19 protein-coding genes are annotated in these 22,225 nt (G+C 48.9%); 10 read left to right on the forward strand and 9 right to left on the reverse strand.

Features of this window, described 5'->3' with window-relative positions; translation table 11 throughout:
• Positions 1-169: 169 nt before the first annotated feature.
• Complete coding sequence (locus B7982_RS08265) at positions 170-787, forward strand: hypothetical protein (protein ID WP_088660336.1); 618 nt, start codon at positions 170-172, stop codon at positions 785-787.
• On the opposite strand, the gene B7982_RS08270 is transcribed toward B7982_RS08265, so the two are convergent.
• Complete coding sequence (locus B7982_RS08270) at positions 788-1,135, reverse strand: hypothetical protein (protein ID WP_088660337.1); 348 nt, start codon at positions 1,133-1,135, stop codon at positions 788-790. It lies immediately after the preceding gene.
• A 380-nt stretch (positions 1,136-1,515) separates the two neighbouring features.
• Here B7982_RS08270 and B7982_RS15015 point away from each other — a divergent pair, with 380 nt between their 5' ends.
• Positions 1,516-1,671, forward strand: coding sequence for a hypothetical protein (locus tag B7982_RS15015; protein ID WP_176421738.1), 156 nt, complete (start codon positions 1,516-1,518; stop codon positions 1,669-1,671).
• Here B7982_RS15015 and B7982_RS08275 read toward each other — a convergent pair.
• Complete coding sequence (locus tag B7982_RS08275) at positions 1,668-2,177, reverse strand: hypothetical protein (protein WP_088660338.1); 510 nt, start codon at positions 2,175-2,177, stop codon at positions 1,668-1,670. The two genes, B7982_RS15015 and B7982_RS08275, sit on opposite strands and share 4 nt — an antisense overlap.
• Positions 2,178-2,345: 168 nt before the next feature.
• Positions 2,346-3,602, reverse strand: coding sequence for a phosphoglycerate kinase (gene pgk / locus B7982_RS08280; RefSeq protein ID WP_072808597.1), 1,257 nt, complete (start codon positions 3,600-3,602; stop codon positions 2,346-2,348).
• Positions 3,603-3,900: 298 nt separating this feature from the next.
• On the opposite strand from pgk, the gene B7982_RS08285 reads away from it, so the two are divergent.
• Positions 3,901-4,932, forward strand: coding sequence for a hypothetical protein (locus tag B7982_RS08285; protein ID WP_088660339.1), 1,032 nt, complete (start codon positions 3,901-3,903; stop codon positions 4,930-4,932).
• Positions 4,926-5,294, forward strand: a complete 369-nt coding sequence (gene folB, locus B7982_RS08290) for a dihydroneopterin aldolase (RefSeq protein WP_233138444.1) — start codon at positions 4,926-4,928, stop codon at positions 5,292-5,294. The genes B7982_RS08285 and folB overlap by 7 nt, the downstream gene beginning before the upstream one ends.
• A 77-nt stretch (positions 5,295-5,371) precedes the next feature.
• Here folB and B7982_RS08295 read toward each other — a convergent pair whose 3' ends face one another.
• The 3 genes from B7982_RS08295 to B7982_RS08305 all read right to left on the reverse strand — a co-directional run bounded on the left by B7982_RS08295 (position 5,372) and on the right by B7982_RS08305 (position 7,629).
• The gene (locus B7982_RS08295) at positions 5,372-5,662 is read right to left on the reverse strand and encodes a GIY-YIG nuclease family protein (RefSeq protein ID WP_073424715.1); all 291 of its coding nucleotides are present in this window, start codon (positions 5,660-5,662) and stop codon (positions 5,372-5,374) included.
• A gap of 92 nt (positions 5,663-5,754) precedes the next feature.
• Positions 5,755-7,284 (reverse strand): YifB family Mg chelatase-like AAA ATPase, encoded by a 1,530-nt coding sequence (locus B7982_RS08300; protein WP_088660340.1) that lies wholly within the window; start codon positions 7,282-7,284, stop codon positions 5,755-5,757.
• 12 nt (positions 7,285-7,296) lie between these two features.
• Positions 7,297-7,629 (reverse strand): SpoVG family protein, encoded by a 333-nt coding sequence (locus tag B7982_RS08305; protein ID WP_233138445.1) that lies wholly within the window; start codon positions 7,627-7,629, stop codon positions 7,297-7,299.
• 193 nt (positions 7,630-7,822) lie between these two features.
• Here B7982_RS08305 and B7982_RS08310 point away from each other — a divergent pair, with 193 nt between their 5' ends.
• Positions 7,823-8,368: a carbohydrate-binding family 9-like protein gene (locus tag B7982_RS08310; RefSeq protein ID WP_088660341.1), complete on the forward strand. Its 546-nt coding sequence runs from the start codon at positions 7,823-7,825 to the stop codon at positions 8,366-8,368.
• 107 nt (positions 8,369-8,475) lie between these two features.
• Here the strand turns inward: B7982_RS08310 and B7982_RS08315 are convergent, their stop codons facing one another.
• Entirely contained in the window at positions 8,476-9,231 is a 756-nt protein-coding gene (locus B7982_RS08315) for an acyl-[acyl-carrier-protein] thioesterase (RefSeq protein ID WP_012820229.1), read from the reverse strand.
• A 34-nt stretch (positions 9,232-9,265) separates the two neighbouring features.
• On the opposite strand from B7982_RS08315, the gene B7982_RS08320 reads away from it, so the two are divergent.
• Both B7982_RS08320 and B7982_RS08325 read left to right on the forward strand, forming a co-directional pair.
• A complete protein-coding gene (locus tag B7982_RS08320; RefSeq protein ID WP_088660342.1) occupies positions 9,266-9,817 on the forward strand; it encodes a pseudouridine synthase in 552 nt (183 codons plus the stop codon).
• 114 nt (positions 9,818-9,931) lie between these two features.
• Positions 9,932-11,665, forward strand: a complete 1,734-nt coding sequence (locus B7982_RS08325; protein ID WP_088660343.1) for an arabinofuranosidase catalytic domain-containing protein — start codon at positions 9,932-9,934, stop codon at positions 11,663-11,665.
• A gap of 76 nt (positions 11,666-11,741) precedes the next feature.
• On the opposite strand, the gene B7982_RS08330 is transcribed toward B7982_RS08325, so the two are convergent.
• A complete protein-coding gene (locus B7982_RS08330) occupies positions 11,742-12,107 on the reverse strand; it encodes a hypothetical protein (protein WP_144065939.1) in 366 nt (121 codons plus the stop codon).
• A gap of 100 nt (positions 12,108-12,207) precedes the next feature.
• Here B7982_RS08330 and B7982_RS08335 point away from each other — a divergent pair, with 100 nt between their 5' ends.
• A complete protein-coding gene (locus tag B7982_RS08335; protein ID WP_088660345.1) occupies positions 12,208-12,690 on the forward strand; it encodes a lipoprotein in 483 nt (160 codons plus the stop codon).
• A gap of 290 nt (positions 12,691-12,980) precedes the next feature.
• On the opposite strand, the gene B7982_RS08340 is transcribed toward B7982_RS08335, so the two are convergent.
• On the reverse strand, positions 12,981-14,618 hold the full coding sequence (locus B7982_RS08340; protein WP_072826902.1) for a fumarate hydratase: 1,638 nt from the start codon (positions 14,616-14,618) through the stop codon (positions 12,981-12,983).
• Positions 14,619-14,848: 230 nt separating this feature from the next.
• On the opposite strand from B7982_RS08340, the gene B7982_RS08345 reads away from it, so the two are divergent.
• Positions 14,849-15,550 carry a hypothetical protein gene (locus tag B7982_RS08345; protein ID WP_088660346.1) on the forward strand — a complete coding sequence of 234 codons (702 nt, stop codon included), beginning with the start codon at positions 14,849-14,851 and terminating at the stop codon, positions 15,548-15,550.
• A 275-nt stretch (positions 15,551-15,825) separates the two neighbouring features.
• Positions 15,826-22,215, forward strand: coding sequence for a glycoside hydrolase family 9 protein (locus B7982_RS08350; protein ID WP_088660347.1), 6,390 nt, complete (start codon positions 15,826-15,828; stop codon positions 22,213-22,215).
• Positions 22,216-22,225: the final 10 nt, after the last annotated feature.

A 22,225-nucleotide genomic window follows, 5' to 3' on the forward strand; every position in this document is an offset into this window, starting at 1 on the left:
CAATTCCACCTAAATATAAACCAAATAAAACAAAATGAGGTCCTTTTATAATGCAAAATATATGTAAAAACAGAAAATATTGAGAAAACATGACAGTTCACGTATTATATCTGAACAAAACGTCAAAATTTCACGACCGTTTTTAGCGGATTAGCTATTTTTTCCGCCCATGAATTGGTCCATTGTTTTCTTTATCATCATGATGCTCCTGCTGTTGCGCATTTTGCGCCTCAGAATCCGCGCCAACACCACCCGTTCGGAATCTTTTAAGCGACTCCCGCCCAAAGACCAGTTGGCCGTGCTCAAGGAATGCCTCCTGAACAATCCTTCCGAAGCAAATCTCAAGAATCTTGCCAATTTTGTCAGCCAAACTCCGCAAAAAATCGACATCGATAGCTATCGACCGTTCCTCAAGTCGCAGTTGGAAATTTTTGGCCGCAACGACGCCATCGCCGAAGATAACGAGCTTTACGCCAAAGAATGCGAATGGATGGACCAAATAAAGCCCCTTGAATTTGAAGAGGCAGAATCGTTCAGGCGAGAAAATGAAACACAAAAGTACATCGAGCGTACGCTCGAAGGCATCGCCCGCCTGTACTCCGACGAAGCCATTCTAGAATCTCTTGCTAAAATTGCGTCGGACTATCCGCACGCCACAGAACTTGCCGAAAGCTACAAGCAGCTCATGCAAGCCCGCGACGAAAGTGGCGCTGACGACAAGTCTCTCGAAGCCCTCCGCAAGCAAAAAGAAGCTTGGGAAGAAGACCTCTTGAACGTGAGAGTGTAATTATTTTTCTAAAAAGTCCAGCGCCTCGCCCGCCAGTTCCACACAGCGGTTGCACGGGATAATTTTGTTCGGGCGGATTTCCTGACACTTGGTACAACCCTGCGCCCCACGCTTAAAGACATCTTCAATCGATTCGGCATGGTCGGGCTGCATCATCTTCGCCGCATAGAGCGCCCCGCACAAGCCATCCGGTGCCTTGCCACCGCCAAAAGTACGGAACATTTCAGCGGCCTTTACCGCTTCTTCTTCGGACTTGCCCGTAGCACGCGCATAGCCATAAGCTACAGCCATAGCGCAATTACCGCGCTTATCCGCATGGAATTTCTTCGAAAATTCGGCAATCGACATAAATGCTCCTTTCGCAAAAGACAATGTAAATTTACATTCGTGACAGGCGCTGAAAAACTAAATTTTGCATTTTCATCATTTTTTACGTGAGAAAAGCGCGTTTTTCACAAATTTTCACGTAAATTCTAGTACAAATTAATCAAAATTTTCGAAAAATCGGGATTTCGCGCTCAAAACCGGCACAAAACACAGGTTAAAGATCCTTTTTCGCGAAAAAATCACTTCCAAAAAGCAAAAAAATTTACAAAAGCGGCATGTTCACCAGCTTTTATTACATACAACATTAAAATTTTACGTGAATAAAGCTCAAAAATTGAAAATTTTCACGTAAATTTCGCCATTTTTCAAAAATCGCCTTTAAAACACTCTATATTTTAGACATGCCTAACGAAAACAACGACATCAAGAATCTCGACCTCGACCAGCTCATCGGCAACATGAGCTCCATCAACAGCGAAGACTACTGGTTCACCAAAGTCAGTAAAATCGAGGAACACGACGAAACCGCCGAGCCAAAGCAAGGCGAACAAGGCTAAAACGAGAACGCCAAAACAGCGCCGTAGCGCCCATCCAGAGGATTCAGCAGAGGAGAAATTTGCACTTGCAAATTGAAGGATTCAGCTTCTTTTGATTTTCGCTGCTCCAAAAGTTCATCTTTTTTTCGATTGTAATTATAGAAATCCCGCTGACGTCTGATTTTCGCGATACTAAAACCTCCATAAGCAATCCAAGAAGGCAAGACCAAAATCGCAGCGGTAATCGCAGCAGCGTCCAAAACAACATTTCCCCCACGGCATCCTTCGGGACCATAACAATCTGCAGCGCCTCTAGCGGCAAACACCAAAATCGGAGTGGCAATAGACAATCCAACACTCGTCCAATAAAGCACTTCGGACATTGTCTCATTCGCACGAAACCTTTGATAATTATAATTCGCTAAACTATCGTAATACGCCGCGGAATCAACTGGCGTAACCACAGCCGATTCATTCGCCAAGCAAGGCATCATCAACAACGCGACACACAACAAAATAATTTTCATGCGAATTAATATAAAAAAGAAACCCTCGCAAACGCAAATGTTTTGAAAGGAGATGCCGCATCAAGTGCGGCATGACAACACAAAAAAGACCCTGCAAAAATTGCAGAGTCTTTCAAAGGTGATGGATCCTATCGCCCTTTTTAGGGCTCCAGGATGACATTCTTGCGATTACTTGTCAGTGAGGAAAGCAACGCCCGGAAGCACCTTACCTTCGAGCAATTCGAGGGAAGCGCCACCACCCGTAGAGGTGTGGGTCACCTTCTTGTCTGCGCCGTACTTCTTGGCAGCCGTAGCGGTATCGCCACCACCGATAACGGTGATTGCGCCAGCAGCGGTAGCTTCGACGATAGCGTCAGCCATAGCCTTGGTAGCCTTTTCGAAGGCTTCGAATTCGAACACGCCTGCAGGACCGTTCCAAACGATGGTCTTTGCAGACTTGATTGCATTCACGAAGAGCTTGGTGGATTCAGCACCCACATCGAGGCCCATCCATCCAGCCGGAATGCCTTCGGCGTCAGTGACAGCCTTCGTGGCAGCGTCGGCAGCGAACTTGTCAGCTGCGATGTAGTCAACCGGGAGGATGATTTCCTTGCCAGCAGCCTTAGCCTTAGCCATGAGATCCGGAACGAGCTTGGCACCTTCTTCGTCAAACAAAGAAGAACCAATTTCGATGTTGTTCAAAACCTTCTTGAAGGTGAAAGCCATGCCACCGCCGATGATGATCTTGTCGGCCTTGTCGAGGAGGTTGTTGATGAGCTGGATCTTGTCAGCGACCTTTGCACCGCCGAGGATGGCGAGGAACGGACGCGGAGGATTGTTGAGCACCTGGTCGAATGCCTTGAGTTCCTTGTTCATGAGGAAACCAGCAGCGCGCTGCGGCAGTTCAACACCAGTCATGGAAGAGTGGTCGCGGTGAGCGGTACCGAAAGCGTCGTTCACATAGACGTCAGCGAGCTTGGTGAGGCTTGCACGGAAGGCCTTCACGGCTTCCTTGTCGGCCTTTTCCTTAGTTTCGGTGCCATCGGCGTTCTTGATCTTGCGCTTGCCTTCTTCTTCGATGTGGAAGCGGAGGTTTTCGAGGAGGATGATTTCACCCGGCTTGATAGCGGCGCAGGCAGCTTCGACTTCAGGACCCACGCAGTCGGAGAGGAACTTCACCGGCTTCTTGATGAGTTCTTCGAGCTTCTTGGCAACCGGAGCGAGCGTGTACTTCATGTTCTTTTCGCCATTCGGACGACCCAGGTGAGAAGCGAGCACGACGGCTGCACCGTGATCGAGAGCGTACTGGATGGTCGGGAGAGCGGCTTCGATACGCTTGGTGTTGGTGATTTCGCCAGTCACCTTGTCCTGCGGAACGTTGAAGTCGACACGGATGAACACGCGCTTGCCGGCGAGTTCGAGATCTTCGATAGAAAGCTTTGCCATTGTAGCAATCCTCTTTTTAGGGTTAAAATTTTACGCAGGGAAATATAGTAAATAGAAACGGCCGTTATTAGTCGTTAGTTATCAGTCATTAGAAAAAACATGAAGATTTCCCGCACTTCTTGTAACTAGATTTTTACAAACAAGGTGTCATTTCATATTATAAGGTGACATTTTTATCACACTTATAATTTATTCGCCCAAATCGTGATTCTAATCGTGAAAAAAATTTATATAATTCATTACTGGTGTTTTTTTTATATATTTTTCCAAAAAAATTGGATTATTCGGAGTAGATACGATGAAGCGTTCTTTCTTATTGGCCTTATGCCTTTCCGCAGCAGCAGCTTTTGCTGGAGTTTATGATATTGCTGATTTCTCGGCTAAAGATGCCGTTATGTCCGACAATCAGGTTTTCGCCTCTAGCGGCGAACTGAATACCGTTTCTGTTGATGAAGCCGCAGCCGTTCCCTCTGGAAACGTCGTCCTCCGCCAGAAGTTCGCTCAAGAATCTGGCCTCAACGCCTACCAGCTTTACATGGGCCAAGCCGGCGACCTTTCTTCCATGACTGCCTTGAGCGTTCCGTCTACGGTTTCGTACAAGAACGTCATCAAGTCCAAGCTCTACGTCCGCCGCGGCATGAAGCCGGGTGACGACGCCGATAAGGTTTACTTCGACGGCAAGTTCGTTTACATTCCAGGCGCAACATCTGCAATCACGTTTGTGAACGGCATCGCCACCGAACTCAAGGGCGAAGCTCAGGCATCCGCCAGTACCGCTCCGAAGCAGGAATGCGATGAATTCGACGTTTCTTGCGATGAAGACATCATTGCCGCAAAGAACAAGAACATTGACGTTTCCGGCGATTTGAACAAATCGAACTCTTACGCAGACTCTCGCGACTATTCCGCATCTGCAGCAGCTCAGGACGTCACCGACCGTTTCGGTATTGCTGACGAAGTCCGCTTCTGGAGCGCCGTTGCCCTTTCTGCTGTTGCCGCAGGCAGCGCCGTTATGGGCGTTCTCCAGCAGATGAAGTCTAGCGAAGCAAACAAGGCTTATAAGGATCTCGAAAAAGTGGCTAACGCAGTTGATGAAAAGATCAAGATCGCATGTAGCTCCTTTGGCGATCAGGCAAAATGCCTTGATTACTACAGAAACCAAGCCGGTCCTGAAGGATTCTTGAAGAACAGCGATTGGTCCTACGTCAATCTTAAGGCCAGAATGAAGGTCAACAAGGATACCAAGGATTCTTACGCTATGGGCCGTAACATTTGGTTCGGCGTAACAGCTGTCTCCTTGACCACTGCTATCGTTTTGTTCGCATGGTAATGGAACAAGGGCGAATCCGGCTCAAAGACGTTCAATTTGACTGCATCGTTGGTATACTCCCCTACGAACGCGAAAACGAGCAGCCAATAATCTTGAACCTGACTCTTTGGTTGGACTTCGCTAAAGCTGCAGAAACTGAAGATTTAAACGAATCTATCGACTATGCAAAGTTGGCGGAAGAACTAAAAGGGTTCATCCGCCTTTCTTGTTTCAAGCTGGTCGAGACGCTTGTCGTAAAGACCGCAGAATACGTCTTGGAACATTATCCCAAAGCAACCGCAGTCGAAGTCTCTGTTGCAAAGCCCCAAGCCGTCCCCGGTTGCCTCGGCGCCGAAGCAAGCGTGAAAATCAGTAGACAGTAGGCGGTAGGAAGTAGGAAGGAGACTTGTCCGAGCCAGTCATCCTCGACCGAAGGGAGGGGATCTAGAAAGCAGTGTTCCTAAGCCATCAATTCAAAAAGATCTTTCCATTCGGAATTAACAGATTCAATTAATCTTATTTTATCGCACCGATGCAATCGCTTTAATTTTTTCTCCCTTTCTATAGCAAAGCGAATTGATGTTAGCTCTTCAAAATAACCTAATTTATCCACATTATATTTTTTCGTGAATCCAGGAATGATTTTAGACTTATGCTCTAAGACCCGCTTTTTCAAATCAGAAGTCACTCCAACATAAAGAGTTCCATTCTTTTTATTGAATAAGATATATGTAAAACCTTTCTTTTGCATATTTATCGACATATAAAATTCTTCTTGGATCCCCTCCCCTCTCGCGCTGCGCGTTCAAGGGTCGAGGATGACAAAAATTTCCAAATTAGCCACTAGCCTCTAAAGGCGCGGTAGCGCAAAGCTTCGGAGAGGTCCACGACGTCTACGGCGGAGGCGCCGCGCAGGTCAGCAATCGTGCGCGCGACTTTTAACAACCTAAAATATCCGCGCGCACTCAATTCCATTTTAGCAGCGGCATTTACCGCAAAGTTTTCTACGGCAGGCATCATCGCCGCAAATTTCCGAGCGTATTCCGAAGACATCTCGGCATTGGACTTAAAAGTCAAATTGCGAAAGCGTTCCCGCTGAATAGCACGAGCCGCACACACGCGCCTACGAATATCGGCAGACGACTCCCCTCGCCCTTTTACAGCAAACATTGCCGCATCTACAGGCGGCACACTCACCTGGATATCGATACGGTCCAATAGCGGTCCCGAGATTTTTTCACGATAACGTTTACGCGCTTCGGGCAAGCAGGTACACTCGCGTTTAGGGTCCATTGAATAGCCACAAGGGCACGGATTCATTGCAGCGCCCATCATAAACCGCGCGGGCCACACCACAGTCCCACTTGCACGACTGACCGAGATTTCTCCTTCTTCCATCGGCTCGCGCAACGCTTCCAAAACACTCCGATTGAACTCGGGAAGTTCATCTAAAAACAACACGCCGTTATGCGCCAAGCTCGCCTCACCCGGCAAGAGCCTAGTGCCACCGCCCACAAGCGAAACCATAGACGCCGAATGATGCGGCGAACGGAACGGTCTTACAAGCACAGGTTTAAACTCGTCAGAATCTCCTGCACTTCGAGCACACGAATGAATTCGCGTCGTTTCCAAAATTTCCAATTCAGTCATTTCAGGGAGGATTCCCGGCAAGCATTTCGCACAAAGAGTCTTGCCCGCACCAGGTGAGCCCACTAGCAAGAAGTTATGCGCACCAGCTGCAGCAATTTCAAGAGCACGCTTTACTCCATCCATCCCCACCACATTTTTAAAATCAGGTACTTTATCATCAACATCTACGCAGTACGACGCAATCCCTTTTGCAACTTTCACATCTTGACTGGAATTGCGCTCCAGAATTTCAACACATTCGCCAAGCGAATCCGCACAAATAAAACGAAGACCTTCCACCAGCGAAGCTTCCTGCACATTCCCGCGCGGAATAACGAGAATACAGTCACGTTCTGTAGACAAATTCATTGCGATGGATAACACTCCACGGACAGGCTTCAACAAACCATCCAATGAAAGTTCACCCACAAAGACATAGCGATCCAACTGAGGGACTTCAATCTCCCCAGTCGAAACAAGCAAGCCTATCGCTAGCGGAAGGTCTAATGCACTCCCCTCCTTTCGCAGATCCGCCGGCGACAGATTCACCGTTGTACGGAAACCGGTCACCACTTTCCCGATAGAACGTATCGCCGAAACGACACGCTCTCGAGATTCCCTTACCGCATTGTCCGGAAGCCCAACAAGAGTAAAACCAGGCAGTCCCTGAGAGGCATCGACTTCTACACTCACGGGAACAGCCTTAATTCCAAACAAGCAATAAGAACGGATTCTGCGAAACAATTTGCACCTACCTTATGCTACTGCGGCCTGATACTTTTCAAGCACGCAATTTTCGATGTGTTCGCGCAACTGGCGAGTAATCGGCAAGCACACGGTGCGATAATCTTCACCCTTGTAGAACGTATCAATCGGGTAGCCCACAAACATACCGTTTTCGCCATCCATCACACGGAGCCCGCGAATCTGGATTTGATCGTTCAGCACAATTGTCGCCACACCTTTCATGTGGCCAAGATTTGCCCCTTCCTTGAACGGATAGACTTGCACATTCGTCACGGCAAGGCAATCAAATGCAGGGGACATTGCAGGGATACTCGATGTTTTCTTTTCAGTTTTTTCAGCCATATCGGCCTCCTATTTTTTAATGTTCGCCGCTATTTGGCGCATTCACGTCACTGCGGAATCGCTAAGCATTTTGCAAAAAACATGCCAAATACAAAATTGGCGTTTTTGAGCAAATTTCAGCACTTTTATCCAAACAGGCAAAGTGATTAATCGATTAAATCACTGATTAATCACTTTTTTCTAACTTCTATCCATGCTTTTAAAACCGAATATGAAATGGACGGCCAACCAGGAAATTATTCATCCGATGGTCACTGCCGAGTTTTCGCAAACGCCCAATAACGTCGTCGTCAAATTTACCGTCGAAGAGCCCGTGGACTGCTACCGCGCCGCCGTTCAAGAAGACAACGGACGCAGCTGGGAAGATTCCTGCGTGGAAATCTTTTTGCAGAACCCCGCAAACCCAGCCGAATATTTCAACTTCGAAACGACAAGCCGAGGATTCGTGCTTGCCGCCCGTGGAAAAGACCGCAATAACAGACAAACTCTTCCACTCGAAGATATCGCAAAAATCAAGCGTTCGGGAACAGCGCCAAGCATTCAGGACGATTCCGTCTACTGGACAATGTCGATTGAAATTCCCGCCGAGATTTTTGGCATTAAATCGTTTGATGCGCCACTCCGCGGAAACCTCTACAAGTGCGCCGATAAAGCAAACACGCCCCATTACCTAAGCGCGTTCCGCATAGAAACAGAAAAACCGGACTTTCACCGTCCGGAGTTCTTTGATATTTTGTAATACAAACTAGAGAACCTTGTCATGCCCGCCACTGAGCGGGCATCTCCTTTCACAGAACAAGAAGGCGATTCCCGATCAAGTCGGGAATGACAATCAGAACAACAATCTTACATCATACGGAGTTTCATCTCGAAGACGGCGCGATCATTTTCGTCGAGAATTCGCATGTAAGTTGCGCCATTGTGATCTGCACGGAAGACTCTCATCGTCTGCCCTTCTTCGGATTCGCCCAAGTAATGAACTTCGAGCTCTGACGGGATGCAGAGTTCCAAATCCGAAGCGCTAAACACGTTCAACGCAAGCTTCACGTACTCGATGTTGTTCATGTGGTGCGACATATCGATATGTTGCGGCAACACCTTTTGCTGATAAACTTCTTCGTACTCTTCTGGTTTCACGTTAAAGCGGTCGAATTCGTCCGTCATAAACGCATCCGGGAATCCTTCCGTCGGGAAGTCCACATCCGAAAGGCGCATCGGGCGATGGCGATCCAAGCTCAGACAACACATTTCTTGCTTTGCAAAAATAATCGGCTCGCCTTCCACCGTGGTAATCGCCGTATTTTCATTCAAACGAATCAGCTGATTATCTGCCGGGAACGACGTTGTCACGACTTTGTCGCGCCAGTACGGACGCTTGAGGAACTTGAACTTCGCCTTGTAAACGACCCAGAAGCCGCCCTTTTCTTTCACCACGAAATTGTCCATTTTCATGGCGCCAAAATTTTCTGTAATATTGTCCTGGACCATGAGCACAGTCTGTGCAAGGCCCATCTTTCCAGAAACATCAATATAAGCCGAAGTTATTGTTCTCGGCTTTTGGAACACAAGCGGATTTTTCGCCAAAGTATAAATATCAATCATGGTTTTAATATAATTTTTTTTATCATTTGGGCGCATGTCTACCGTTATTATTTTCAATAAGCCTTTTGGTGTTTTGAGCCAGTTCACCCCCGAAGCGGGCCATTCCGCCCTCGATAGCTTCGGATTTCCGCCAGGAGTGTACGCCGCAGGTCGCCTCGACCATGATAGCGAAGGCGCTTTGCTCCTGACTGATAACGGCAAGCTCATCAAAAAACTTTTGGACCCGAAATACGAGCACCCGCGCACATACCTCGCGCAAGTGGACGGTCAAATCACCGAAGAAGCCGTCCGTAAGCTCGCCAAAGGCGTAGACATCAAGGGCTACCACACCAAGCCCTGCAAAGCTGAAATTGTCGAAGCCCCGAAATGGATTTGGGAACGCAATCCGCCGGTACGTTTCCGCGCAAACATTCCCACGAGCTGGGTAAAGCTCACGCTCATTGAAGGCAAGAACCGCCAAGTCCGTCACATGACTGCAGCCGTAGGCTTCCCCACGCTCCGCCTTGTCCGCGTGCAAATCGGAAACATCCCGCTTGGCAAATTAAAGCCAGGCGAATGGCGCATCGTCACAGACAAAGTTATTTAAACATCCGATTATTCGCCTTTGATAAATTGACAATGGAAGATTTCTAAAAGCCAATATTTATCCCCCTTCAAAGAGATATTTTCTTAATAGAAATCACCAAAGGGGGATATTTGGATGAATACCAACACATCATTCAAGGTTGTAGCCTTGTTGGCGGCTACAGCCGTAGTTTCTAATGCTAACGAAGGCCCATGCGACATTTACGCAAAGGCAAAAACACCATGCGTTGCCGCCCACAGCTTGACACGCGCGCTCTACTCCAGCTACAGCGGGAACCTCTACCAAGTCCGCAGAGCCGATGGACAAACCAAGGACATTCCAGTCGAGACCATGGGAGGTTATGTCAAATCTTCCGTGCAAGACGATTTCTGTGCAGGCTCCAAATGCACAATTTCAATCATTTACGATCAGAGCAGCTACAAGAACGATTTGAAGAAATCGCCACCAGTCTATTGGCTAAAAGAAGGCGCCAAGGAAGCGGACGCCAACAGAGCCCCGATTTACATCAGCGGGCGCAAGGCTTACGGATTCTATCGCGACGCCTGGTCCGCTACCGGTTACCGCAATAACAACACCAAAGGTGTAGCCACCGGAGACGAAGAAGAATCCATGTACATGGTGGTTGATGGCAGGCATTACAACGACTTGTGCTGTTTCAACTACGGAAACGCAGAAACGACCGGTAACGATGACGGCCCGGGAACTATGGAATGCATCTACTTCGGAAGCGACAAGGACTGGGGCGGTCCAGGACAAGGAAACGGTCCGTGGGTTGCCGCCGACTTGGAAGACGGCGTATTCAAGGGAAACGATGCTGGTTGGCAATGGGGCAAGACCCATACGACACCGTGGCCGGACGCACTTTCTATTGAAGCAGACTATGTAACCGCCATGCTCAAAGGCCCGAACGACGGGACGTTCAAGCTCAAAGGCGGCAGTGCTCAAAAAGGAACCCTCAACACCATGTGGGACGGCCCGCGCAAAAGAGGCTACAGCCCGCGCAAATTGCAAGGCGCCATTGTCCTCGGCAACGGCGGTGACGGCAGCGATGGCGGCGCAGGAACGTTCTTTGAAGGCGTGATGACCATCGGAAACCCGCCCGATTCTGTGGATGATTTGGTACAAGCAAATATTGTCGCCGCCGGTTACGGAAGTAAAATTGACATTTCTAAAAAAGTCGAAATTGAACCATTCAAGGACACGCTTACTATCCCTGGAAAAATTGAAGTCGAGAACTATGATAAAGGCGGAAACGGTCGCGGCTTCCTAGACAGCGATATCGAAAACGAAAACAACCTGTACCGCGAAGACAATGCAGGCCTCGACAGCGCAGGCGACGCCATTATTTACGGCTGGGGTTATGCCAACGATTGGCTGCGTTATACGATAAAAGTCTCCAAAAACGATTCGCTCGACATTACCGCACGCGTATCGTCGCCAAGCGATAGCACTTTCTTCTCCATTCTCGTCGATGATAAGGATATCGCCAAAATCATGGTGCCAAACACCGGCGATTGGAAAAACTTTGAAACAGTCACTACAACCGTGCCTGCAATTACAGCAGGCGACCATGTACTCAAAATTCGAATAGACAAGCCATACTTCAATCTTGACTGGATTGAATTTACAGCGGCAAAAGAAAAAACAGCTTTACCACAATTCAGCCAGCGCACAAATTCATCGCAAGCCTACTCCGTCTATGATGTCCTTGGAAACCGCGTGACCTCATTCCAAGCAAGCGAAAGCTCTATGCAAAACTTTTGGGATAAAGCTCGTGTAAATCTACCAGGTGGCATTTACGTCATCAAGACCAATAACAAAACAATTCGAATTTCAAATACAAAATAACACACTCCTCACAACCAAACTCATTCAAGCAGGCTTCGAAAGAAGTCTGCTTTTTTCAATAGCAATTACATTACGATTATTTTGACGATTCGCCGGACTGGCGTTCACGCTTTTCGTGATTATAGATAAACGGCTGTACTAGAGCTTTAACAAAGGGTTCCGCTTTCTTCACATTTTTTGTCAAATAGCAATCTTCGTCCCCATTGCGGCACTTATCCCATTCGATTCCATCTTTTACTTTATCATAATTAAAATTTTCACCGAGACATCCATTTCCTAAGTCCATACATTTAGGTAAATTTGGAGACATGTTTAATACAGATTCAGGGACCCAAATTTTTTCTTCATTTTGAATTTTCGCAGTATCAGATAAAAGCTGGGCCATCGCTACAGAACTGTAGCACGCCAAAAGAAATACAGAGATACGCAAAGCCTTAAACATCGCTTTAAATATAAACAAATTCCTATATACAAGAACACCCTGCAATCATAAATCCGTATAGAATTTATTATTATTTCAGCATAACTAAAAAGGAGATTCTATGAAAAAGTTTTTATCCATTTCGCTTATTTTCGCGGTACTAGTACTTTCTGGTTGCGCCATTCTGACGGGGACAAGAATGCGCCCCATCGTTCTTGGACAGATGCTCATCTACGTCCGTGTATCAACAGCAAAAGCATATATTGCGACAGAAATGCCTGAGAAACTCGAAATAGACACCCCATACAACGTCAACTTCCCTTTTTATTACAAAAACGCTGTTCATGACACCACTAAAGGAATCGCCTCCGTTACGTTATTTAACGAAGATTTAGAAATGGGTTTCATACTCGCTTCATACAGCAAAGCTGTACAAAACAATCCTGAAGTTTTCCAAAACGACATAAGCGATTCATTAAAGACGACCAGAATTTTCACCGCTTACGATGAATTTTTCAAAGATTGTACAAATGAAAACCTTATCGATGCTGGCTATAATTCCGAAAAAAAAGTATACACACAGATGCTACAAAATAACACATGATGACGGAACGCCAGAGGAAACCTGCATCGCATCAAGATTAACACCCAAAGGAAATATCGTTGTTGTTTTCATGCGTAGTTTAACGTTTGACACAAATGTTAGGACAGAACTTTTTGACGCCATTGAAAGCATAGAATTCAAAGACTAGAAACTCCTAAATTTTTCACATACAAGAACACCCCGCAAGCATAAACTTGCGGGGCGTTTCTATTGAAAGGGAGATTCCCGCTCAAGGCGGGAATGACAGCATCAGCAAAAATCACTGCCTACAGTCTACTTCCTACTTCTAACTAAATCAAGCCTTCAAAGAAGTTGTTGCCCTTGTCATCCACGAGGATGAATGCCGGGAAGTCCTTGATAGTGATCTTGCGGATGGCTTCCATGCCGAGTTCCGGGAAGGCCACGATGTCGTTGGACAGAATGTTCTGTTCAGCGAGGATGGCTGCCGGACCGCCGATAGAGCCGAGGAAGAATCCACCGTACTTCTTGCAGGCGTCGGTCACGTCCTGAGAGCGGTTGCCCTTAGCGACCATGATCATCGAAGCACCCTTGCTCTGGAAGCGCATCACGTACGGGTCCATACGGTTGGCCGTCGTCGGGCCGAAGCTACCCGTCGGCATACCTGCCGGGGTCTTGGCCGGACCGGCGTAGTAAATCGGGTGGTCAGAAACAACCTTGAGCACGGTCTTTTCTTCGTCCGTGAGTTCTTCGCCGCGTTCCTGCTTGTCGAAGATTTCGGCAATCTTGGCGTGTGCCATGTCGCGGGCCACAATCATCGTGCCCTTGAGGGAGAGGCGCGTCTTCACCGGATACTTGGTGAGGTCGGCGAGCACTTCCTTCATCGGACGGTCAAGGTCAATTTCGATAGCCGGAGCGAGGTTCACTGCGTTGCCAGCCGGGATGTAGTTTTCCGGATGGTGTTCCATCTTTTCGAGCCAAAGGCCGTTTTCGTCAATCTTTGCCTTGATGTTACGGTCAGCAGAGCAACTTACGCCGATAGAAACCGGGCAGCTTGCAGCATGACGCGGAGCGCGGATCACGCGAACATCGTGTACGAGGTACTTACCACCGAACTGGGCGCCAATGCCCGTCTTCTGGCAAATGTGCAGAACCTTTTCTTCCATTTCGAGGTCGCGGAAAATACGACCGCCTTCAGAACCGCTCGTCGGAATATCGTCGAGGTAGCCGCAGCTAGCGAGCTTCACCATGTGCGTATTCATTTCGGCAGAGGTACCGCCAATCACGATAGCAAGGTGGTACGGAGGGCAAGCGGCTGTACCGAGCGTCTTCACCTTTTCGGCGAGGAACTTTTCCAAGGACTTCGGGTTGAGGAGCGCCTTGGTCATCGGCCAGTAATAAGTCTTGTTGGCAGAACCACCGCCCTTGGCGACGAACAAGAACTTCATTTCGGCACCTTCTTCGGCGTGGATGTCGATCTGAGCCGGGAGGTTGCAACCGGTGTTCTTTTCTTCGTACATCGTCAAGGGAGCAATCTGGCTGTAGCGAAGGTTCTTGGTGGTGTAAGCGTTGTAGACACCTTCAGAAATCGCTTCGGCGTCATCAAAGCCCGTCCAGACCTGCTGGCCCTTGTGGGCAACGCAAATAGCCGTACCGGTATCCTGGCAGAACGGGAGAATGCCCTTAGCGGCAACGCATGCATTCTTGAGCATGGTGAGGGCGACAAACTTGTCGTTATCCGAAGCTTCCGGGTCCTGGAGAATCTTGGCGACCTTGGCCGTGTGGGCCGGGCGGAGGCAGAATTCAACTTCTTCGAAAGCAGCCTGAGCAATCTTCGTCAAAGCTTCCTTGGAAACCTTGAGAATCTTCTTGCCTTCGAATTCGGCGACAGAAACGCCATCTTTACCGAGATTTACGTATTCGGTAGTATCTTCACCGTGCTGGACGGTAGCTTCGTATTTGAATGCCATAGTAGATAATAGGGGTTAAGGGTTAATTCGTTACTTCCGGCAGTAAAAATAATTCTTTCCAGAGAATAAACCACCCATTTTATCTCCACTTTATCCCCCAAAAACGACCGTTCATCTCCTTTTTTCACATTTTTTTTGAACTTTTTTACTTTTTCCATGACCAAAATCACAGAAGATGTATTATTTTTGATAACGAAACAAAAAAATTCATTTTCCAAGAGGATTGAACGATGAAAAAAATTCTGCTCGCCACGATGATTTCGGCAGCTATGGTTTTTGCAGCTCCGGCCGCAAAAAAGGTTAGCAAGGCAGCCACAGCAAAGAAGGCCGTTGCCGCCAAGGTAGAAAAAGCAGCCGAAGCACCAGCTGCAGTAGAGGCAAAGGCCGCTGAAGCCACCGCCGCTGCTCAGACTCAGGCCGCAGAAGCAACAACGGCCGCTCAGGCACAGGCTACAGCAGTAGCTGATTCCGCAAAGGCTCAGGCAACTGACGCCGCTGCCACTGCCCAGGCTCAAGCCGCAGCAACGACCGAAGCCGCCCAGGCACAGGCTACAGCAGTAGCTGATTCCGCAAAGGCTCAGGCTACTGACGCCGCTGCAGCAACGCAGGCTCAGGCAGCAGCAACCGCAGACTCCGCCAAGGCTCAGGCACAGGCAGTCGTCGACACCGCTAAGGCTCAGGCCGCTGAAGCCACTGAAGTTCTCGAAGCCAAGACCGAAGCTCCGGTAGACTCCGCCGCTCTCGCCAAGGCCGAAGAAGAAAAGAAGGCCGCCGAAGCAGAAGCCCAGGCAAAGGCTGAAGAACAACAGAAAGTCGCTCAGGAAACCAGCGGAACCGCTAAGTCCGCCGTCATGGACAATCCGTGGGAATTCATCGCTGTTTCCGCAGCATTCATCGCTTCTGTTCTCGTGATCATCTTCACTGGGGACTAATAAGCGACTTTAAGAACGCTTTTCAAGAGTTTAGAGACCGCCCGCAAGGACGGTCTTTTTTTGTAAACTTTTGTATAAAAACTGAGCATTCGTCCTATATGCTACACTTATTCCCACCTCTAAGAAAAATCACAAAATTAGAGTATAATTTGAGAACAAAAAAAGCTTTTCCCGTAAAACATTTTTACATAAATAATCTATTTTATCTTTTGAGAGAATATAATTAGAGGGCAAGACTCGTTTTGCCCGATTTTTACATATGTAAAGGAGACAATGTGAGTATTAAGAAGTATCTGTTAGCTTTGTGCGCTGCCACCTCTGTAATGGCAGCACAGCAGGAACAACCGACTCCTTATGATCTGATTCGACCGACTTTCCCATTGACTTGGGATAGCACCGTATTCGATAGATTCGACACCACAGTCACGAAAAAGCACAACATGGTGCCAAGAAACAGGACTCCGGCAGCATACGCCCCGAACGCCCTGATTCCAGACACATTGAATCAAGCCTACCTCGACGCCATCAACGTCCGCATGTCTCCTATCCGCGTTAACCAGGCAGGTTATCTGGAATCGGATCTGGAACGCCAATTCTATTACATTGGTAACGCCTCCTCCTTTGAAGTCGTTGACGTCAACGGCAAATCCTTTAGCCCTGCTGTAATGGGCTCACTAACCCCTTCTGGTCAAAGCATTTCGTCGGACTGGACAATTATTGCAGGCACTAACGCCGCCACGAACGACCAGAAACGCTACCAAGTCGACATCACCGGCCAAGCCGGCAAGCTCATGATTGGTCACATTCCGCAGGGAATCCCGACCGAAACGCGTCTCCGTATCAAGGTCGGTAACGATTTTTCGAGCACATTCATTATCTCCAACAAGGTTTACTCCATGGTGAAGGATGCCGCCCTCAAGTTCTACGGCATCAACCGCAGCGGTGATGGTGATTCCTGGTTCCATGCAGCAAGCCATATGAAGGATGGCGCCGGTGCCGTAGTGACGGGAGCAGAAGATGTTCGAGATCAGTATAACGCAGCTCTTGCAGGAACGTTGCAAGGTGGCTACTATGACTGTGGCGACCACTTGAAGGAATCCCAGACCCAAATGTACGCATTCATGGTTGCAGCAGTCCTTGCCGCAACAAACGCCGATGCCGACGAAGACCATTACGCATTCAACCATGGCGAAACGGTCAATACAGACGGTATGCCGGATATGTTGCGCGAAGCAAAGCATGGTGCAGATTATGTGTTGCGAGCTTATATTCGCGCCAAGGGCGTGATTGACGACATGGCTCTTTCTGTGGGTAACTTTGGTTCTGACCACGGTTGGTGGGGCCGCCCCGAAAACAGCGACAAACTGCCTGTTGACGGATCTGCCGCAGCTACAGACCGTGGCGGTCCCATGTCGCGTACTGTGCGCCTAGGTGAAATTGGAGCAAACATCGGTGGCGAAACGGCAGCAGGCCTTGCCCTTGTGGGTAAGCTTTATTCTGAATACCCTGAACATAGGGCTTTTGCCGATAGCTGTTTGAAAGTTGCAAAGGAAATGTATGACTTTGCAAAGTCTATGGCTCAAGGCAAGGTTTATAAGAATAATACCGAAGCTGCCGGTTGGTCTTCTCCAGCCTACAACGGCAATAACGAATACTTTGACGACCTTGCGCTTGCGTCTGTTGCCCTGTGGTATGCCACAGGCGATTCAAAGTATGGTGACGATGCAATTCGTTCTAGGACACTTGGCACGACGGTTCCGCAGTCCTTTTTGGATAATTGCGTGGGCTGCTTTGAGGGTGGTTGGTTCGTGACCGACAACAAGGGCTTCCTTAAGAACGTGAAGAACACGAGCTGGGCCAACGCCTATGCTTATGCGACCTATGCCCTTTACAAGTTGATTCTTGCTGACGAAAACAAGGCTATTAATGAATTTGGCATGACCAAGGAAGAACGTCTCAACGCCATTGAAGACTGTATCATGAGCATGATCCATAACTTGAGCGATGTGAGCGCCGGTACGGCGACAATCACCTTGCCCCGCAAGGATCCTTCCAATTACATGGTTCAAGATATTGGCTGGAAGGGCAATGAAGTCAAGTACGACCCCATCTGGTATTCAATGCAGACGGACCAGACCTGGATTTACAACCGTTACCAGGCGGGTAACATCTTTGAAGTTTTGGCTTATGCTGACGTAGCAAAGGATATTGAGAAACAGAATCTTTCTCTTCCGAACTTGGGAACCCCTAACTGGAAGGCCGATGAAATGTTCCAGTTGGGTATCAACCAGCTGAACTACCTCTTGGGCGTAAACCCGTGGGATGTGTCCTACATTTTGGGTATCGGCGACAAGAACGACGCCCACCCGCACCACCGCGCAGCAAACCCCGAAGGCAAGAACCAACCGGGTGCCGCTTACAAGTATAATCCGCCTGTAGGAGCACTTTATGGTGGCGTGACTCCGGGAACGACGAACTCCATGGTCCCCGACAACAAGAGCTGGGAAGACTACCACAAATCTGAAACCTGTATCGATGCTGCCGCAACGCTCGTCAGTTCGGGTATGATAGCTTCGGCCAAGTTTGACCGTACGGCCGCACCGGACATTAGCGTAGAAATCCGCCATGTGAGCATGGACTCGGCAATTGTCATGATCAAGCTCACGCAGCGCGGTACAACCATCATTTCTTACGGCACAACTGAAGGCCAGTACACTCTAAACGCAGTAGACTCTGTTGCCGGGATCCAGCACGAAATGGTTTTGCGAGGTCTCACCCCGGGTACGACCTACTACTTCTACGTTACCGGTTCCAACGCTTACAAGCCAGAGAACTCAAAGACGAAGTTCCTCGTGGATAGCACGCAGACTCCGTTCACATTCACGACACTCAGCACCATCGAAAACGCAAACATCGCAAACGTTACCGTCTGTAACGTCAGTGCCGACAGCGCCGAAATCATGTGGTACACCCCGAACGGAGAATACGAATCCAAGATCTACTGGGATACAATTCCGCACTCCAAGGCCGAAGAATTTGCCTTCAATACAGGAACGGGAAATGCAGACGTGTCCGGCATTCCGACCCAGTTCCACTACGTAAAGATTGGCGGACTTAAAGAAAAGACGACCTACTATTTTATGGTTGAAAGTAACGGTGTACAGACTAATGTCGATGACAAGGGCAACCTCCTCAAGTTCACAACGCCTGTCGGCTGGTACGATTTCTCAGTCCGCGCCTATCAATACGAATTTGGAGGAACGGAATTCCTAAATCTCAACATTTACAATAACGAAGCTCGCGCATTCGACAGCCTTACGTTGCGCATGTACTTCAGCGCAAAGCCCGAAGAAGTAGAAAAGTGCGCCACGTTGATAGACTCCGACATCTGCCAAGCTTACGACGAAGCTGGCTTCAACAAGCCCTGCGAAAACGACCGCGAACTCCGTGACTTGATGCGTGCCGCATTACCGGTCCGTTTGGACGACACATACAATCCGACAACAGGTAAGTACGCTTACTACTTCCCAGTGCCGCTGGGTTCCTCGATTATCAAGTCCCAGTCTCGTCTGCGTGTTGACTTGACCTATTCTTCGGGTATTAGCAATGACGGCTACAAGACTTGCGAGACACTTCGTGCTCCGGCCAAGAAGCACATGGACAAGACTACAGGAGACTGGTCTTGGGCTCCGCACGAATTCCTCGTCGATGGCGCAGATTATGATGGCATGCCTCAAGAAGACAAAGACTACGGCGACCTTGACAACGATATTCCTGTAAACCCCTACATTGTCGTTTATCGTAAAAACGAATTTATTTGGGGATTCAGCCCTTCCAAGAGCGAAATGGAAACCAAGAAAGCGAACTACCAGATGGACGTGACATTTGACCCGCCATTCAACGTTTCCAATGGTTCTCATATCGACATTGACCAGACTAGCAGCACCGTCCATGTGACTGGTTACGCACACATCACCGAAGGTGGCTACGTTACAAAGATTTGGGCTAACGGTGTACAGGTCAGCGGCGAAGCATTTGCTGATGGTACCGACAGATGGCTTTTGAACGAAGCTGGCACAGAAATTATCGCCAAGTACAATATGACCACCGACATGTGGGACCTCGATATTCCGGTCAAGATGGGAATTGGAAGCAACAAAATCGACATCACCATCTTTGCAGGCCCGAACCCCACATGTGAAAAATGCTCCGAAGGCGGCGGTTGCGCATTTGAGAACAGAAACTACTATATCAACTTCTCCAAGGGCGATGCTACAGCCTCGACACTTGTCATCAAGGATGCTGCAGGCAATCCGATTACAAGCCCAGCAAATACCGAAGGCACAGTATTCTTTATCGACTTGATGGACAAGGATAAGATCAAGGGCAACGTGCAGACGCTCGAAGTCCAGGTTCTCAACAACAAGAAGAACGATGTTCTCAAGGTCACCTTGACGGCAGACGCCGCCAATCCGGGCCACTTTGTCGGTGGACCGATTACAGCAGTCAGCCACTCCAAGGAAACAAGAAACGCCACTTCCGAGATTTCGTTCTTTGCAGGCGACACTATCCAGGTTGTCTATACCGACCCGGATGACGAAGACGATGTTTCCAAGCAGACGTTCTACGCCGAATCCAAGGTTCCGTCTCCGCAGACCGTTCTCGCCGAAGACAGCAACTGCGACAACAAGGCCGACCAGCTTAGAATCGTTTTCACGAACAAGCTCAGCGCCGATTACCCGCTGGATAGCATCAGGTACTTTATCGAAGGCATGAGCGATACGGTCAGCGTTCCGCTTGTCGCAGCAAACTATACAGACAAGAACGAAATCCTCATCGCTCTTGACACAAGCCTCATTCCGACCAATGCAAATCCGTCCGGAAAGATTACGACTTACGTCGCCGACCGCGGTGTCGCCAATGCCGAAAGCGCAAAGATTACCGATGGCATCCTCCCCACTCTCGTGAGCGTGTCCATCCTCGAAAAATCGGACAACGACGATAGCGGTCTCGATACCGTCATGATAGCTTTCTCGGAACCGGTCATCTTCTCGAACATGAACGAATGGCCGCTCGTGATTGCAGGTACAACTAGCGCACCGACTCTCGCTGCAGCCCCGACGACAACGAACAACGGCAAGAGCTGGCAATTGATTATCAGCGGTAACGTAAACAATTTGCTTGTACCGATTGGCGCTTTGGCTAGCGCAAAGGCGACTGGCGGATTTATGATTACCGACCAGAACTTCAACCAGATTAACCCGGCCGGCTGTAATCCGAGCGTTCCTGTAACGCTTATTTCTCGCCCGGTCCCAGTCTACCATGCTGAAATGATCGATATCGAAGGCGATGGTATTCCGGACAAAGTCTACATCATATTCGAAAGAAAGCTCAAGCCGAAGGATGTCTTTGATAGCATCGTGACCATTTGGGGTGACCCGGGCATTACGCGCTCGTTCATCACGACAGCAGACACGACCGGCGGCGTCATTGTGCCGAAGGAAAGCTACTGGACCATCCGAGATACGGTTTCGGCTCCGTTCACGATTCAGATTGACTCGGTTACCACAAAGGATTCTGTCAACACCTATAGCATTATCGAAATCACTATTCCGGCAAATCTCGCCTACCCGTATGGTTCTACAAGCGGCGATAAAGATGGTAACGGAACGGTTTCTCCGCTCAAGGGTGCTGCAAACGGCTTCTTTGAAACGAACTACACGTTGTACGACAACTGCGCACCGGTTGTCTCCTCGGCACGTATGATCAGAAACGGAGTGCTCTCCGTTACCATATCCGAACCGGTTACCGAAATCGGCGTTGGCAAGTACATCCAGCGCGAACGCGACGAATACATTCCGTCCGAACAGCCGAACGGAGCAGGCAGAAGCCAGCTGTTCACTTACAACGAGAAGGATAACGTCTTCCACGCTGGTGACCGCGTCCGCCTCGTCCCGCAGATTCTCGGTGGCGTCTTTGTCGACAAGAACAACCTTGCACCGACAACAGCAAACCCCTATGTGCGCATCACAGGCGATGACAATATCCGCTTTGCAGTGAACCTCACTAACCCGGTCACGACTCCGAAGCTTTACGCTTATGCAGGTCGCCCGGCTACAATCCAGAATGATGCATTCATCGCAACAACGGCTATCGGCGGCAAGTACAACTTCATCAGCGGTGACGGAACAGTCATTGACCAGGTCGATACGGCTGCATACTATGGCTCGGGCCCGAATTTCGAAGTCGAAATCGTCATGCCTGCTGCAAGCTTCACGACTCGCGATGGAAAGCCGATGTATGACATCCACCTGAAAGTTGTCGCAGACCTCTACGACAACCTTGGGCAGTACATCAATACATACAAGCTCGACATTCCGAAGGAAAAGTTCGCAGCAGCAAGAAACCTTGTCGATAACGGCACGCTCAAGCTCAATTTGGAATGGGCAGCCAAGGACAACGAAGCCCCGGTTTCCAAGAAGGGCAACAAGATTGGAACAGGAGCCTACATCGCGAAGTTCGACTTCACGGCGGAAACCTTCTGTGCAACAACCTTCGACGAAACAACCAACGATTACAAGGCAAAATGCTCCGAAGTCGGTGCTAGAGCCGATAAGGCAACAGACAGCAAGACGAAGACATTTGGCTTCAAGAGAAGAAAGTAACTTACGCAAT

The organism is Fibrobacter sp. UWB2, from assembly GCF_002210425.1.
In the GTDB taxonomy this organism is placed as follows: Bacteria; Fibrobacterota; Fibrobacteria; order Fibrobacterales; family Fibrobacteraceae; genus Fibrobacter; species Fibrobacter elongatus.

What these genes read in the sequence shown, in the direction of transcription:
- B7982_RS08315 (WP_012820229.1), bottom strand. Translation starts at nt 9,231, where the DNA reads ATGATTGATATTTATACTTTGGCGAAAAATCCGCTTGTGTTCCAAAAG.
- B7982_RS08265 (WP_088660336.1), top strand. Translation starts at nt 170, where the DNA reads ATGAATTGGTCCATTGTTTTCTTTATCATCATGATGCTCCTGCTGTTG.
- B7982_RS08275 (WP_088660338.1), bottom strand. Translation starts at nt 2,177, where the DNA reads ATGAAAATTATTTTGTTGTGTGTCGCGTTGTTGATGATGCCTTGCTTG.
- B7982_RS08340 (WP_072826902.1), bottom strand. Translation starts at nt 14,618, where the DNA reads ATGGCATTCAAATACGAAGCTACCGTCCAGCACGGTGAAGATACTACC.
- B7982_RS08325 (WP_088660343.1), top strand. Translation starts at nt 9,932, where the DNA reads ATGAATACCAACACATCATTCAAGGTTGTAGCCTTGTTGGCGGCTACA.
- B7982_RS08295 (WP_073424715.1), bottom strand. Translation starts at nt 5,662, where the DNA reads ATGCAAAAGAAAGGTTTTACATATATCTTATTCAATAAAAAGAATGGA.
- B7982_RS08270 (WP_088660337.1), bottom strand. Translation starts at nt 1,135, where the DNA reads ATGTCGATTGCCGAATTTTCGAAGAAATTCCATGCGGATAAGCGCGGT.
- B7982_RS08305 (WP_233138445.1), bottom strand. Translation starts at nt 7,629, where the DNA reads ATGGCTGAAAAAACTGAAAAGAAAACATCGAGTATCCCTGCAATGTCC.
- folB (WP_233138444.1), top strand. Translation starts at nt 4,926, where the DNA reads ATGGTAATGGAACAAGGGCGAATCCGGCTCAAAGACGTTCAATTTGAC.
- B7982_RS15015 (WP_176421738.1), top strand. Translation starts at nt 1,516, where the DNA reads ATGCCTAACGAAAACAACGACATCAAGAATCTCGACCTCGACCAGCTC.
- B7982_RS08345 (WP_088660346.1), top strand. Translation starts at nt 14,849, where the DNA reads ATGAAAAAAATTCTGCTCGCCACGATGATTTCGGCAGCTATGGTTTTT.
- B7982_RS08335 (WP_088660345.1), top strand. Translation starts at nt 12,208, where the DNA reads ATGAAAAAGTTTTTATCCATTTCGCTTATTTTCGCGGTACTAGTACTT.
- B7982_RS08320 (WP_088660342.1), top strand. Translation starts at nt 9,266, where the DNA reads ATGTCTACCGTTATTATTTTCAATAAGCCTTTTGGTGTTTTGAGCCAG.
- B7982_RS08310 (WP_088660341.1), top strand. Translation starts at nt 7,823, where the DNA reads ATGCTTTTAAAACCGAATATGAAATGGACGGCCAACCAGGAAATTATT.
- B7982_RS08330 (WP_144065939.1), bottom strand. Translation starts at nt 12,107, where the DNA reads ATGTTTAAGGCTTTGCGTATCTCTGTATTTCTTTTGGCGTGCTACAGT.
- pgk (WP_072808597.1), bottom strand. Translation starts at nt 3,602, where the DNA reads ATGGCAAAGCTTTCTATCGAAGATCTCGAACTCGCCGGCAAGCGCGTG.
- B7982_RS08285 (WP_088660339.1), top strand. Translation starts at nt 3,901, where the DNA reads ATGAAGCGTTCTTTCTTATTGGCCTTATGCCTTTCCGCAGCAGCAGCT.